13 protein-coding genes are annotated in these 13,969 nt (G+C 43.2%); 5 read left to right on the forward strand and 8 right to left on the reverse strand.

The window, feature by feature from the left end:
• The 3 genes from WBA23_RS10040 to glpK all read right to left on the reverse strand — a co-directional run.
• Positions 1–689: MIP/aquaporin family protein (locus tag WBA23_RS10040; protein WP_424582145.1), on the reverse strand; the 689-nt coding region annotated here is incomplete at its 3' end.
• Positions 690–696: 7 nt separating this feature from the next.
• Complete coding sequence (locus WBA23_RS10045; RefSeq protein WP_424582146.1) at positions 697–2,265, reverse strand: glycerol-3-phosphate dehydrogenase/oxidase; 1,569 nt, start codon at positions 2,263–2,265, stop codon at positions 697–699.
• A gap of 16 nt (positions 2,266–2,281) precedes the next feature.
• Positions 2,282–3,772, reverse strand: a complete 1,491-nt coding sequence (gene glpK / locus WBA23_RS10050; RefSeq protein ID WP_424582147.1) for a glycerol kinase GlpK — start codon at positions 3,770–3,772, stop codon at positions 2,282–2,284.
• A gap of 178 nt (positions 3,773–3,950) precedes the next feature.
• Here glpK and WBA23_RS10055 point away from each other — a divergent pair, with 178 nt between their 5' ends.
• Positions 3,951–4,712 (forward strand): transporter, encoded by a 762-nt coding sequence (locus WBA23_RS10055; protein WP_424582148.1) that lies wholly within the window; start codon positions 3,951–3,953, stop codon positions 4,710–4,712.
• A gap of 16 nt (positions 4,713–4,728) precedes the next feature.
• Here the strand turns inward: WBA23_RS10055 and WBA23_RS10060 are convergent, their stop codons facing one another.
• Complete coding sequence (locus WBA23_RS10060) at positions 4,729–5,991, reverse strand: ABC transporter permease (RefSeq protein ID WP_424582149.1); 1,263 nt, start codon at positions 5,989–5,991, stop codon at positions 4,729–4,731.
• 144 nt (positions 5,992–6,135) lie between these two features.
• On the opposite strand from WBA23_RS10060, the gene queA reads away from it, so the two are divergent.
• Together queA and WBA23_RS10070 are read left to right on the forward strand one after the other, a co-directional pair.
• On the forward strand, positions 6,136–7,200 hold the full coding sequence (gene queA / locus WBA23_RS10065; RefSeq protein WP_424582150.1) for a tRNA preQ1(34) S-adenosylmethionine ribosyltransferase-isomerase QueA: 1,065 nt from the start codon (positions 6,136–6,138) through the stop codon (positions 7,198–7,200).
• Positions 7,200–7,895: a 2-C-methyl-D-erythritol 4-phosphate cytidylyltransferase gene (locus WBA23_RS10070; RefSeq protein ID WP_424582151.1), complete on the forward strand. Its 696-nt coding sequence runs from the start codon at positions 7,200–7,202 to the stop codon at positions 7,893–7,895. Before queA ends, WBA23_RS10070 begins: the two co-directional genes overlap by 1 nt.
• A gap of 13 nt (positions 7,896–7,908) precedes the next feature.
• Here WBA23_RS10070 and WBA23_RS10075 read toward each other — a convergent pair whose 3' ends face one another.
• Together WBA23_RS10075 and WBA23_RS10080 are read right to left on the reverse strand one after the other, a co-directional pair.
• On the reverse strand, positions 7,909–8,130 hold the full coding sequence (locus WBA23_RS10075; RefSeq protein WP_090257868.1) for a DUF2795 domain-containing protein: 222 nt from the start codon (positions 8,128–8,130) through the stop codon (positions 7,909–7,911).
• Positions 8,131–8,315: 185 nt separating this feature from the next.
• Positions 8,316–9,764 carry a DUF349 domain-containing protein gene (locus WBA23_RS10080; protein ID WP_424582152.1) on the reverse strand — a complete coding sequence of 483 codons (1,449 nt, stop codon included), beginning with the start codon at positions 9,762–9,764 and terminating at the stop codon, positions 8,316–8,318.
• Positions 9,765–9,973: 209 nt separating this feature from the next.
• Here WBA23_RS10080 and ettA point away from each other — a divergent pair, with 209 nt between their 5' ends.
• Positions 9,974–11,656: an energy-dependent translational throttle protein EttA gene (gene ettA, locus WBA23_RS10085; RefSeq protein ID WP_424582153.1), complete on the forward strand. Its 1,683-nt coding sequence runs from the start codon at positions 9,974–9,976 to the stop codon at positions 11,654–11,656.
• A 326-nt stretch (positions 11,657–11,982) separates the two neighbouring features.
• Positions 11,983–13,032 (forward strand): transglutaminase domain-containing protein, encoded by a 1,050-nt coding sequence (locus WBA23_RS10090; protein ID WP_424582154.1) that lies wholly within the window; start codon positions 11,983–11,985, stop codon positions 13,030–13,032.
• A gap of 246 nt (positions 13,033–13,278) precedes the next feature.
• Here WBA23_RS10090 and WBA23_RS10095 read toward each other — a convergent pair whose 3' ends face one another.
• Both WBA23_RS10095 and WBA23_RS10100 read right to left on the reverse strand, forming a co-directional pair.
• A complete protein-coding gene (locus WBA23_RS10095) occupies positions 13,279–13,731 on the reverse strand; it encodes a ferritin-like domain-containing protein (RefSeq protein WP_424582155.1) in 453 nt (150 codons plus the stop codon).
• Positions 13,732–13,783: 52 nt separating this feature from the next.
• Positions 13,784–13,969 (reverse strand): CsbD family protein, encoded by a 186-nt coding sequence (locus WBA23_RS10100; protein ID WP_424582156.1) that lies wholly within the window; start codon positions 13,967–13,969, stop codon positions 13,784–13,786.

Raw genomic sequence — 13,969 nt, forward strand, 5'->3', positions numbered from 1 at the left:
GGTCCGACTACAGGAATCCAAGAGTAACTCCAATCACTGCTACCTTTGTTAGAAATGGGTAAGAGTGCATGCATAACTCGGGGAGCGAGGTCACGAGCGGGATTAATGGCATAACCAGTAGTTCCCCCTAATGACATACCAATAGCAAAAACAACTAAACCTACCGGAAGGGCTCCGAGTGCGCCTAATCCAAATTCTACCTCCGAAAATTCGCTAGCCCTTAGTTCAGGGGGTGCAATAGATAAGGCAGCAAATACCAGTACAAACGTTCCAATAACCTCTGAAATAAAACTAGATGCTGTTTTGCGAATAGCCGGACCGGTAGCGAAAATAGCGAGCTTAGCTCCTGCATCGTCGGTAGCCTTAACGTGCGGGCGGTACATTAGCCACGCCAATGTAGTACCGGTGGCTGCTCCCAACATTTGCGCTAGTACGTATATTGGAACTTTACTCCACTCAAATACCCCCGCCGCGGCCAGTCCCAAAGAAACTGCTGGATTAAGATGGGCACCACTGTAGGGGGCCACCGTAAAAACAGCAACAAATACAGCCACACCCCAGCCAGCCGTAATTACAATCCACCCAGCGTTGTTTCCTTTTGTTTGGTTTAGTACAACATTGCACACTACGCCGTTTCCTAACAAAAGTAATAAAGCTGTTCCAATGAATTCGGCAGTAAAATTATTCATTATTAGGTTAGTTTAGAATATAGCCGGAAGATACTTCTTGGTATTGAGCAATCTGTTCTTTTTGCCAGCTTTCGTCTTTGCGAAGTATTTCGGCCATCATCTCAGCTACTACCGGAGCCATCTCCTGACTGGCGCGAGCATTGAGTAGTAGACAGCGGGTGCGGCGAGCCAAGAAATCCTCTACCGTTCGGGCCATCTCGTGTTTAGCGGCCCAAACTACCTGGGCTTTAATGATGGGTAGATCAGGGTGAATTTTATCCCCTAATTTAGGTTTACGATCTACTAACTTACGGATTGCGATAGAATCTGAGCCGTAAAACCACAGTGGATTAGTCGGATCAACATTTTTTAACCAGCCCCGGATACGTAAGTCTTTGGTTGTTGATTCCTGATCCTCTAACCCAGCAATTAAGGCCGCCTTATCTACGGCATCTTGCCCCATTTTACGGTACGTAGTCCATTTCCCGCCGGTAATTGTAACCAACCCTGAAACAGAAACAATGATCGAATGACTTCGAGAAATTTGCGCTGTACTCTTTCCTTCCGACGGTTTAATTAATGGTCGTAATCCAGCAAAAACGCTCAGTACATCCTCTCGTTTCGGATCTTTAGTCAAGTATTGAGTAGCGTGATCAAGAATAAATTGAACTTCTTCTTCTAAGGCTCGAGGCTCGAGCGTTACATCGGCAACTGGGGTATCAGTAGTGCCAACAACTACCTTATCGTTCCAGGGTACGGCAAAGAGCACCCGACCGTCGTCAGTTTTAGGAACCATGATGGCTGATTCCCCGGGTAAGAATTTTTTATCGAGCACTACATGCACTCCCTGGCTTGGCTGTATAATGTCTTTGGCCTCGGCATCATCCATTTGAATAATATGGTCTACAAAAACTCCGGTGGCGTTGATAACTACCCTACCGTCGATCTGGTACGATTTACCGGTTTCAATATCCTCCGCTATCACTCCCGAAACCATGTCGCTGGTTTTCAGAAGGCTTGTTACTTTCATATAGTTAAGCAGCGTTCCTCCATTATCAGCACAGGTTTGCGCCAGATTAACCGCTAAACGAGCATCATCAAATTGGCCATCGTAATAAATCACCCCGCCCCGAAGACCATCTTGCTCAACCGTTGGTATCTTCTCAATTGTTTCTTCTTTGGTGAGACTCTTAGAAGGCCCTAGTCCTAATCTACCAGCTAGCACATCGTACACTTTCATGCCTACGGTATAGAAGGGGCCACCCCACCAGTCGTAGGTTGGAATAACAAACGCTTGGTTATGTACTAGATGAGGAGCATTTTGCATCATTAGTCCTCGTTCGTGTAGTGCTTCTATTACCAGTGAAACATCGCCCTGTTGCAAGTAGCGTACCCCACCGTGCGCCAACTTAGTGCTCCGGCTAGAAGTGCCCTTGGCGAAGTCAGCTTGCTCTAGCAATAAGGTAGAATAGCCCCGTGTAGCAGCCTCAATCGCAGTTCCTAGGCCAGTAGCCCCGCCACCAATAATAATTACATCCCAAACACTTTCGTAAGACTCCAGCGTTTCCAACATACTATCTCTGTTCATTCTGCTCATAGGTATCTCTTTGTTCTTAATCTTTTGCCCAGTTCTTTGATCTTCCTACCGCATCGTCCCAGCGGCTCAATAGGGTTTCGCTATCAAATCCTGAAGTAGGTTCAAAGGTTTTATCAACGTCCCACTGGTCTTTCAGTTCGCTAATATCTTTCCAGAATCCGACAGCTAGTCCGGCTAAATAAGCGGCTCCTAAGGCGGTAGTTTCCATCACTTGGGGACGAACAACCGAGATATTTAGAATATCTGCTTGAAACTGCATGAGTAAGTTGTTGGCCGATGCTCCACCGTCTACCCGCAATTCTTTAAAGGGAATTTGAGAATCTTTATGCATCGCTTTCATTACATCGGATGTTTGGTATGCCATACTCTCGATGGCTGCTCGGGCAATATGTCCCGCTTCCGTACCCCGGGTGAGGCCAACAATTGCTCCCCGGGCATATTGATCCCAGTGGGGAGCGCCCAAACCAGTGAGAGCCGGAACCAGATAAACGTCGCCATTATCGTCAACTGATTTAGCCAGTTGTTCTACTTCCGAAGAAGATTCAATGATCTTAAGGCCATCTCGAAGCCACTGAACAATGGCACCCGCTACGAATATGCTTCCTTCCAGGGCGTAGGTGGTTTTACCGTCAATCTGCCACGCAATAGTTGTTAACAGGTTGTTTTTTGATTGAATAGGTTTCTCACCGGTATTCAGTACTGCGAAGCATCCGGTGCCGTAAGTATTTTTCAACATGCCAGGTTCCGTGCAAAGCTGACCAAACAAAGCAGCATGCTGATCTCCAGCAATACCACCCAGTGGAATTTCTCCTCCAAATAGGCTAGAATCGGTTTTTCCGTAGTCCTGACTACTAGGAACCACTTGCGGTAGCATACTCATCGGAACGTCTAATCGTTTGGTGATGGTGCTGCTCCACCAAAGTTTATGGATGTCGTACAGCAGGGTTCGACTAGCGTTGGTTACGTCGCTGATATGCAACTGTCCGCCGCTTAACTTGTAGATGAGCCAACTGTCAACCGTACCGAAAGCTAGTTCGCCCCGCTCGGCTTTTTCTCGAGCACCTTCCACGTTATCTAAAATCCACTTTACCTTAGTACCACTGAAGTACGCATCAGCCAGCAAGCCGGTTTTTTCTCGGATGGTATCTTCAAAACCTTCTTCTTTGAGCTGGTCACAAAACTGAGCGGTGCGACGGTCTTGCCAAACGATGGCGCGGCAAATGGGTTTACCGGTGTCCCGATCCCATACTACGGTAGTCTCGCGCTGATTCGTAATCCCAATAGCGGCAATATCACTAGCTGAAGCTCCGGCTTTTTTCAGTACAGCTTGGGCTACGCTTAGTTGCGACTCCCAGATTTCTTCGGCATCGTGTTCTACCCAACCAGGGCGGGGGTAGTGCTGCTTAAATTCTTGCTGAGTTGCGTAAGCAATATTGCCTTGGTGATTAAACAAAATTGCGCGGGAACTGGTGGTGCCCTGATCTAGGGCTAGAATATATTGGGCCATGGTGTAGTGTTGTTGATGCCTAAAAATAAAGGAAAGCTAAGGGTTTCCCCAATCCTACTTCTATTAATTCGCCATTTGGCTTCCAGTGTAGTAAAAATCCGAAGAGAACTTCAGTTTTTCAGTGTCAACTCAGTACATTTGATACATCTCTCTACTGTAGTATTTTTTGCTGATCGTTATGAAAGTATTTTTCTTCCTCTCTGTACTGCTGATAAGTCACATTTCATTGTTCGGCCAGGTTTTACGCGATATAGATCCAATGATTACCGATCGGCCCGGACAGGGAACCGATGCCCCAGCGGTAGTAGAACCAGGTCATGTGCAGGTTGAGATAGGGTTTCTATATCAAGATGATCCAAATCCTCGTCAGGAGCTTTTTCTGTATCCTAACACCTTGGTAAGAATTGGATTAATTGAGCGGTTTGAATTACGGGTAAGTGCTGATCTGTTTCAAGAAGGTTTGGGGGATGTAACGTTTGTTTCACCGATTACACTAGGAACAAAAATTGGAATTACCGAAAATAGAGGAATTATCCCTCAGTCAGCACTGATCGCAAATATTACCTTACCGCGAGAAGGGCCGCTTGAAGTATTTAATCCGATTGCTACCCCCGAACTGCGCTTACTGATGACGCACGCGCTCACCCAAAACGTATCTTTAACGACCAACCTCGGAATTGCTTGGGAAGCTGATCCAATCATTATTCGCTATCCTAATCATTCTTACGCCGCTTCATTAGATATTAGTTTGAACGATTATTTGGCTGCTTTCGGTGAATTCTATGGTTTCTGGTCCCAGCTAGACCATTCTCATCTTTTTAATTTGGGTGGCACGGTGCTACTGCTACCTGATTTACAACTGGACGTATCAGGAGGGGTTGGGATTAGCGAAAACGCTCCCGACTATTTTGTCAGTATTGGGGTTTCAGTACGCTTCTAAAGCAATCGCTATGTTTTTAACTCCGAATGGCTACTACCGGATTTAGCCGAGAGGCAGTTATAGCCGGAACAATTCCTGAGATAATACCAATAGTGCTAGATACTATTAGTCCGATTAGAATATTAGGTAGCGTAAGCTGAAGTTCTAACGATCCTATAGAAATAAATGTAGCCAAATAGACCAGAATCATTCCTACCGTTCCCCCAATCAAACTCAAAAAAGTGGCTTCAAACAGAAATTGTAGAAGTATAAAATAATTCTTAGCACCCAGCGATTTCTGAATACCAATAATATTGGTGCGCTCTTTTACTGATACAAACATAATATTAGCAATGCCGAAGCCACCGACTAAAATAGAGAAACTACCAATAATGCCTCCGGCAATACTAATGACATTAAAGATATTGTTGACCACTTCGGCAAAAGCCTCTGGGCGATTAATAGCAAAATTATCGTCTTGACGAGGTCGCAATCCGCGCCGACCGCGCATTAAGCCGACTACTTCAAACTCTAGTTCTTTCAACCCTTCATCGTCTTCGAAACCCTTTAACCCTAATGTAGAGCCAACCCCCCAGCGGCTCCGACTAGCGTATAGCTTTAAGAAGCTCTGATAAGGAATATAGCTAGTATAATCTGCACTGGGCGCATCTATAATATTTCCCCCTTGCTCGGTAAGCACTCCTACTACTACAAATTTTAACCCCTTAACTTCTACTACTTTGCCCAGTGGGTTGCTCATTGGGAACAGCGACTTTGCGATTTCTGAGCCGATAATAATTACATTTTGAGCAAATTCGGTTTCGCGAACCGAAAAATAGCGACCTTGATTGATATCAACTTCAAAAACTTGGTTATACTGATAAGAAGCTCCAATTAAGTTGACTCCCCCAATATTACTGTTTTGGTGCTCTACAGTAAGATTACTACGGTCAGCAAAAATACACATAGCTGAAGCTTGACTGACGTTAGCTTGCAAAAACTCAAATTCATTAAGTGTTGGTTGAGGCCGGTTCACGTATTTCCACCAAGGGTAATTATCTTGAAACAGCCAAGGCCATTTTTCTACTCGAATTACTTGATCGCCCAGAAAGTCTAAACTGTCACGAATGTTGCGTTCCAGCGAGTCAATAAGAGTGAAAACCGCAATGATAGCGAATATACCGATGGTTACTCCCAAGAGAGAAAGCGTTGTACGAAGTGGATTGGAACGAAGTGCGTCCCAAGCGGAGAGGAGACTTTCATAAATTAAACGAGGAACCAACAGGCGAGAAGCTTTCATAGTGCGATTTTACAAAACTATAATCTTAAAAAAATGGAACTCAATACTTTTTACCAAACGTTCCATTCCATTAGAGACAAATATCTATCTTTGCTACTGGCTTAAAAATTCAACCACATATTATTGTAACTACTATAACTGTCCATGAAGCTATCGGAATTTAAGTACAAGTTTGACGAAAAAGACCGCGAAAAACTGATTGCATTGCATCCAGTCGAAAATCGCGATGAGTCCCGCCTCATGGTCATTCACCGTGATACGGGAGACATTGAGCACAAAGTCTTCAAAGACATTGTTGATTATTTTGACGAAGGTGATGTCTTCGTAGTAAATAATACGAAAGTATTTCCTGCCCGGTTGTACGGAAACAAAGAAAAGACGGGGGCAGAAATTGAGGTGTTTTTGCTTCGGGAGCTAAATCCTGACATGAACCTCTGGGATGTGCTAGTGGACCCGGCCCGCAAAATTCGGGTAGGAAACAAGCTCTATTTCGGCGAAGGCGAACTGGTAGCTGAAGTAATTGATAACACAACTTCCCGCGGGCGTACTATTCGCTTTTTGTTCGAGGGTGAGCGAGATACCTTCTATGAAATGATTAACACGCTTGGTGAAACTCCGCTACCTGACCACTTTAAAGAACGGCGAAAAGTAGAAACTAAGGATCGTGAGCGTTTTCAAACCATTTATGCGGAACACGTAGGTGCCGTGGCCGCCCCTACTGCTGGTCTGCACTTTACCAAGCAGTTACTTAAGCGGCTGGAGATTAAGGGGATTGATGTTGATCCTATCACCCTCCACATTGGTTTAGGAACCTTCCGCGATGTAGAAGTGGAAGATCTAACCAAACACAAAATGGATTCGGAGAACTACCGAATTACAGAATCTACGGCTACTTCAGTGAATCGGGCTTTGGATGAAAAGAGGCGGGTTTGTTCCATTGGTACTACATCTATGCGAGCACTGGAATCTTCGGTTTCGGCTAGTGGACGGTTGAAAGAGAATGAGGGTTGGACCGATAAATTTATTTTTCCTCCTTACGAATACAAAATTTGTAACGCGCTAGTGACCAACTTTCATTTGCCTCAATCCACTTTATTAATGATGGCCGCGGCATTTGGGGGTTACGATTTAATTATGAAAGCCTATGAAATTGCGGTGAAAGAAAAATATCGATTCTTTACCTACGGAGATGCTATGCTAATCATTTAATGCTGTTGGCGACAGAGCAGGCAGCCGTGATTGTCGCCGGGGGGCAAGGCTCCCGGATGCAGTCAGATATCCCCAAGCAGTTTCTACTGCTGGCGGGAAAACCGCTGCTGCATCATACCTTAGAAGCATTTTATCGGTACAGTGCATCTTTGCCAATTTGGGTGGTATTACCCGAAGATGAACACGCTCGCTGGGCTAATTTGTGCCGAAAGCACCATTGTACGGTACCTCATCAGGTAGTGAGTGGGGGAGCGTGTCGCCCGCAATCGGTAAAAAGTGGAGTCTCTCGGCTTCACCCTGAAAATAGCCTAGTCGCTATTCACGATGGTGTACGTCCGTTAGTCACTAGTCATATTATCAAAGAATCTTTTGCGGTAGCCGAAAGAGAAGGTTCCGCTATTGCCAGCGTGCCTCTAAAAGATTCACTTCGTAAGATGAGTGGCAAAGGATCAGTCGCTCAGAACCGGGCTGATTTTCGCTTAATGCAAACCCCCCAGACTTTTCGTTTAGCGTGGTTGTTAGAAGCCTATCAGAAGCTAGATTCTATTGATGACTTCAGCGATGAAGCTAGTATGGTAGAAGCTGTCGGCCGACAAGTGACGCTTTTCAGCGGGGACTACCGAAATATTAAGGTAACTACTCCGGAAGATATGCTGGTAGCGGAAGCCCTTCTAATGCAGAAGGGTTTCAAATAGAAGTATTAGATTGTTAGTATTCGTCTTCGTTAAAAAAGAAGTCTTCTTTAGTGGGATAATCGGGCCAGATTTCTTCAATATTCTCGTAGGGTTGCCCATCATCTTCTAACTCTTGCAAGTTCTCGACAACTTCTAATGGCGCACCGGAGCGAATGGAGAAATCGATAAGCTCATCTTTGGTAGCCGGCCAAGGGGCATCTTCTAAATAAGAGGCAAGTTCTAATGTCCAATACATACTTATCAAATTTTCTGTTTGACGTTGAATTCAGGAATGATGAATAATAAAATGTTATAGTTAATTCAAAAGAAAATTGTCAATTTTCTTACCAAAGAGAGCTTCAAAATGGTAATAAACTTCTAATTCAATTACGTGGGAAAGATATTCCTCGAAAAAAAAGTTTCATTATGCCTTACAATTTCTTATAAGTATTTATCTAAATCGTTTTGTAACTGTTCTAATAGCTCTTTTTTTACTTGAAGTTTCCTCATCTGCGACCGGAGGCGCCCGGCAGCTCGGCGATCATCTTCTGAAAAGCTACGAGTATCACGACTAGTAAGTAAGTGTTGGTTTTCCGCTTTAGACCGGGCTAATTCTTCCTCATCGCGAGAGATAAGTCCACTGAGTAACGGAATTTTCTGCTGAAGTTGTTCAGCCGCGTTGAGATACGAATGATCGGGGTTACGGTTAGCCACGAGCTTATCAAGAAAGTTGATCTCCAATGCTTTCTCGCAGGTATAATTGAAAGTTTCGGTAAGCTCAATAGAACGTTCGCGAGAAATCCGTCCCGACTGCTTCCATTCCATCCGAAGTTGTTTTACTTCTTCGTACATATTATCCTTTTCTTTACCAATTAAATCTTTGGCCTTCGAAATTAGCTCCTTCTTACGCGACATAGCCTCTTCTGGGCTCATGTAGCTAGACTGCCCACCGTACCGGTTACTCCCCGATCGGTCACGATCGTATCCACCACCTCGATTGCGATCAAAGCCACCCTGTCGCCCGCCGTACCCACCGCCGGATCGGTCGCGGTCGTAACCACCTTGCCGGTCGCCGTACCCGCCGCCAGAGCGGTCATATCCACGTGACTGGTAATCTCCGTAGCTATCGCTGCGAAAGATTTTGTTAGTCAGCGATTTGTGATTTCTAAATAACTTGGAATACTGAAAACTAGGAATTTTTCCAACTTCTCGCCAAGCGGCCTGTAACTCTTTAGCTCGCTCTCGAGCTTCTTGCTTATCAGGGGCGCGTAACAAATGATACAAATCATTATTAATTTCTCGGTAGCGTCTCATTCGGTCGTACATCATCTGCTTACGCTCCTCAAAGAACTGCTTACGCCGCTGAAAGAAGTTATCTAAAATTTCATTAAACCGACCTTCAATCTCTTCTTGGTACTCTTCATCTACCGCTCCGGTTTTAATCCATTTTCCTTTTACCTCCTTTAGCTGATCAGCGGCCTCCTGCCAGTCGGAACTAAACTCGAAGGGTTCGGCTTCGGCAATCAAAGCCCGTTTGATTTCCAAGTTCTTAATCCGGTTTTGAGTAATAATTTCTCGAAGCTTTTCTTCTATGGTATCAAGCCGAGTGTACAATTGAGTATATTCACCTAAAGCATCAAACTTGGCTAAACTTTCTCGCATATGAATCAGCTTCATCAGGTAAGAACCTTTATTTTCTGATTCTTCAACAGATTGTTCCAACTGAGCCACTTTATTTTCAGCCATAGTAAAACGATCCTCAAAATATTTAATGGTTGATGCCTCGCTTTCGCGTACTTCGCCAATTTCGCGTGCAGGGTATTCAAGAAAGGCGTTTCGGTAAATTTTACCGTCTTGAATGAATCCGAATGGTGTGGTTGCCTGATCCAATGTTCTAAGGGTTTAAAGTTGACAATGCCGGAGATTAGATAAACCGGAATTTGATGAATAGTTATTGATATTTGTGGTTTTAATTTACTATTGTTCGCAATGATTACGATTTTTCAGAAATTACGCAAAAATATTATTTAATTACCGATTATCTGAGAATAGCTAAAGCCTATTATTATCTAAACGAAGAAAATTCAGAATGTTAAACTATGAGTGACGAAAAAATCATTTTTTCTATGGCCGGGGTCACTAAAACGTATCCCCCACAAAAACAAGTCCTAAAAAACATCTACCTATCTTTTTTTTACGGGGCTAAGATTGGAGTGTTGGGTTTAAACGGATCAGGTAAATCTTCCTTGCTACGAATTATTGCTGGAGTAGATCAGGAGTACCAAGGCGAAGTAGTGTTTTCACCTGGTTATTCAGTAGGAATGCTAGAGCAAGAACCGGCGCTTGATCCTGAAAAAACTGTTAAGCAAGTAGTAGAAGAAGGAGTTGCCGAAACGGTTAGTTTACTCAAAGAGTTTGAAGTCATTAATGAGAAGTTCGCTGATCCTGCGGTATTAGAAGACCCAGATGCCATGCAAAAGCTGATTGATCAGCAGGCGGTAGTGCAGGAAAAACTCGATCATGCTAACGCCTGGGAGTTAGATAATAAACTAAATCAGGCGATGGATGCACTACGAACACCACCGGAAGATGCAGTTGTGAAAAATCTTTCAGGTGGTGAAAAGCGACGAGTAGCCTTGTGTCGGCTCCTACTTCAGCAGCCCGATGTACTATTATTAGATGAGCCTACTAATCATTTAGACGCTGAGTCAGTTCACTGGCTGGAGCAGCACCTGCGTCAGTATAGCGGCACCGTGATTGCCGTAACTCACGACCGCTATTTCCTAGATAATGTTGCTGGTTGGATTCTAGAGTTGGATCGGGGCGAAGGTATTCCATGGAAAGGTAATTATTCCTCTTGGTTAGAGCAGAAGCAAAAGCGACTAGCTGAAGAAGAAAAGACTGCCTCTAAACGCCAAAAGACACTAGAGCGCGAATTAGAATGGATTCGAATGACCCCTAAAGGGCGACATGCCAAAGCCAAAGCGCGACTAAATGCGTACGATAAACTATTAAGTGAAGAAGGGCAAGAAAAAGAACAGCGGTTAGAATTATATATTCCGTCGGGCCCTCGGCTAGGCAACAAGGTAATAGAAGCAGAAGGCTTAGCCAAAGCGTACGGTGATAAGGTACTGTTTGAGGATCTTACTTTCTCATTACCTCCCGCAGGTATTGTGGGGGTAATTGGTCCGAATGGTGCTGGAAAAACAAGTCTGTTCAAACTAATTACGCAACAAACAAAACCTGATCAAGGGGAAATCGAAGTAGGTTCATCGGTAAAGTTAGCTTACGTCGACCAGGAACATGATAATCTGGAATCAGGTAAAACCGTCTGGCAGGTTATTTCAGAAGGAAATGAACTGATCGATTTAGGGGGAAAGCAGATGAACTCGCGAGCCTATGTTAGCCGGTTCAATTTTAGCGGCAGCGATCAAGAGAAGAAAGTTGGAAATCTATCAGGTGGAGAGCGTAACCGGGTACATTTGGCTATGATGTTGAAGGAAGGGGCAAACGTACTGTTGCTGGATGAGCCGACTAACGATTTGGATGTAAATACGCTACGAGCCCTTGAAGAAGGGCTTGATAACTTCGCTGGATGTGCTGTTGTTATCTCGCACGATCGGTGGTTCCTCGATCGGATTGCTACGCATATTTTGGCATTTGAAGGAGATTCTCAAGCATACTGGTTTGAGGGGAATTACTCGGATTACGAAGAAAATCGACGTGAGCGCTTGGGTGATACTCAACCTCAGCGTATTCGCTACAAAAATATTATTGGATAAAAGAAAGGCTGAACGGAGCGGTTCCCCTCCGAGACCGAAGATAGATGCATTTCCTGGACGAGAAACCGGATAAAGTCAGACGCAGTGGGCTTGGAGTAAGTACCATTATCTCATGGTGGTAGCCGTCACAAAAATGAGTAGTGAATAGCTTGGACTCAGGTACAAAGCGTTGGAAGTAGTAAGCTTATTGCTTCGCACCAAGTTCCCTGATCTTAGCCATTTAAAATTGAACTATCGAGCAATTGAGTCCTATGTAAGATTTACCTTTTTCTTCGTTTAGTTAGGAGCGTAGGTTTGACCAAATTTACCTGGAAAAAACGGCAAATATGATGAAGCTATTAACATTATTACTATCTGGAGTACTTTTTTTTTCTACTACAATTTCGTTGGCTCAAGAAATTGACTATTCTGAAATAGATCTACACGCTCGTCAAGCACCCAAAAAATTTCATCAGGATTTAGATAAGCTCATCAAGTATTTAATAAAACCTGCTAATAACGATTACGAAAGAGTACGATCATTCTATAGTTGGATTGCGGAAAATATCGCTTACGATATACAGCTTTTTAGAAACTATCGTCCTTCAAGCTATCAGCCACTGTCGCCAACTGATGTTTTAAAACAACGCAAAGCAGTATGTCAAGGATACGCTGAACTGTTGCAAGAAATGTGTCGGCAAGTTGGTATTAAGAGCTATGTAGTCGGAGGCTACAGTAAGGGTTTCGGTTACGTACCCAAAGCAAAATTTACAGTGGCTGACCATGCCTGGAATGTGATCTCAATAGAAGGCAATTGGTACTTGATCGATGTTACTTGGGGAAGCGGGGGCATTAACGAAAAAATGAAGTTTGTCAAGCAGTTCAATGAGTTGTACTTTCTGACTGATCCTAAAGTATTCGTTCTTAACCATCTGCCGTTAGCGCCTATGTGGCAATTACTGGACTGTCCGGTTCCAATGAAAGCTTATGCTCAAGGTGAGAAGCAGATTAAAGAATATCTAAACCAAAATGTAGGCAGATGCGCGAACTATAGCAAACAAATAGAAGAGTTTGAACAAAAGCCTAACGAAGAGCAGGTCTTCTTTGCTGCCAAAATGGCGTATGAATTTAATCCGGATAATCCGGTGGTATTGGCGCGAGCTTATATGGATGAGGCTAATCAGCTGATGAGTAGTATTCCTCGCCAGCTCAGTTCTAGAGAGTCTATTATTGAGGCTACTAATACGCAAGAAACTGCCTTAAATTACTTGCAAAAAGCCCAAGAGTTAGTGAAAAAAGTTAAGGATAAAAGTGCCGATCATGAAAAAAAGTTAATTTCTAACAATATTAGTACCAGTGAGCAAAATCTCAAAGGGTTAAGAAATGCTATTAAATAAGTATAATTTTTACGTAAAAGCTTTAGCCAACGATAGCGATGCTTAACGTAAAACTACTGAAGGTTTGTTGTTTTATCTGATTCATCTAAGAACAATAGAACGTGATTTGAGATAGGGCAGGGGACGAGTAGTGTAAGGATATGTATAAACTTGAAGTATGATGACCAAGAAGCCTTGTGGGTGACAAAAAAAAGCAAGTGTTAAAAACGCTTGCTTTGTAAGATTAACAATAATAGTAGTACGATTTTAGGCTTGATCAGCTTCAAACTTAAATTCTCGAATCTGGCTTAATGCACCTCTAATTAGAATAAGTTGCTGATTCACTATTTCTTCAATATAGCTAGGCAAATGACCATCCAATGTACCAGTATATTTCTTAATTGCATGCTCTTCACCACGTTCACATTCAGCCAAAATGGCTTCATCATCGTCTTTACTGAGTGACTTTTTGAAGTCTATCCAAGTTCGATGAATTTTGCTAGCCAACGAATCTTTTACCTCTGCTGAATCGCGGTAATCCTTATGAAGAACTTCTTCAACTTCACCACGAAATAGCGCACGTTGTTGAGATAAGCGATATAATATAGTTTTAAGTTCTTTAGAATTAATATTTTCAGAAGCTTCTTTGTAACCCTTCTCACTTTCTTGATTAACTTGAATAAGATCGTGTAGTGAGTCTATTATCTTTTTATTACTCATAAAATCTAATTATTTAAAGATGAAAAATTTGATGTGGATAAAAGTAAAAAAATCAAATTTTACTGATAATTTTTTGCACTTCATCCTTCGTTTTACCTAGCTTTTTTTGAAGCTTTCCCAGTAGCTCATCTTCTTTTCCATCTTGATAAGCAAGGTCATCATCAGTAAGCGACCCATATTCCTGCTTTAGTTTACCTTTCTTCTCGTTCCAATTTCCTTCTATTTTATAGTCATTCAT

Source organism: Tunicatimonas sp., from assembly GCF_049647865.1.
Classification (GTDB): Bacteria; Bacteroidota; Bacteroidia; order Cytophagales; family Cyclobacteriaceae; genus Tunicatimonas.

Excerpts from the sequence above, each read along its gene's own strand:
- WBA23_RS10045 (WP_424582146.1), bottom strand. The coding sequence starts at position 2,265 with ATGAGCAGAATGAACAGAGATAGTATGTTGGAAACGCTGGAGTCTTAC.
- glpK (WP_424582147.1), bottom strand. The coding sequence starts at position 3,772 with ATGGCCCAATATATTCTAGCCCTAGATCAGGGCACCACCAGTTCCCGC.
- WBA23_RS10055 (WP_424582148.1), top strand. The coding sequence starts at position 3,951 with ATGAAAGTATTTTTCTTCCTCTCTGTACTGCTGATAAGTCACATTTCA.
- WBA23_RS10060 (WP_424582149.1), bottom strand. The coding sequence starts at position 5,991 with ATGAAAGCTTCTCGCCTGTTGGTTCCTCGTTTAATTTATGAAAGTCTC.
- queA (WP_424582150.1), top strand. The coding sequence starts at position 6,136 with ATGAAGCTATCGGAATTTAAGTACAAGTTTGACGAAAAAGACCGCGAA.
- WBA23_RS10070 (WP_424582151.1), top strand. The coding sequence starts at position 7,200 with ATGCTGTTGGCGACAGAGCAGGCAGCCGTGATTGTCGCCGGGGGGCAA.
- WBA23_RS10075 (WP_090257868.1), bottom strand. The coding sequence starts at position 8,130 with ATGTATTGGACATTAGAACTTGCCTCTTATTTAGAAGATGCCCCTTGG.
- ettA (WP_424582153.1), top strand. The coding sequence starts at position 9,974 with ATGAGTGACGAAAAAATCATTTTTTCTATGGCCGGGGTCACTAAAACG.
- WBA23_RS10090 (WP_424582154.1), top strand. The coding sequence starts at position 11,983 with ATGATGAAGCTATTAACATTATTACTATCTGGAGTACTTTTTTTTTCT.
- WBA23_RS10095 (WP_424582155.1), bottom strand. The coding sequence starts at position 13,731 with ATGAGTAATAAAAAGATAATAGACTCACTACACGATCTTATTCAAGTT.
- WBA23_RS10100 (WP_424582156.1), bottom strand. The coding sequence starts at position 13,969 with ATGAATGACTATAAAATAGAAGGAAATTGGAACGAGAAGAAAGGTAAA.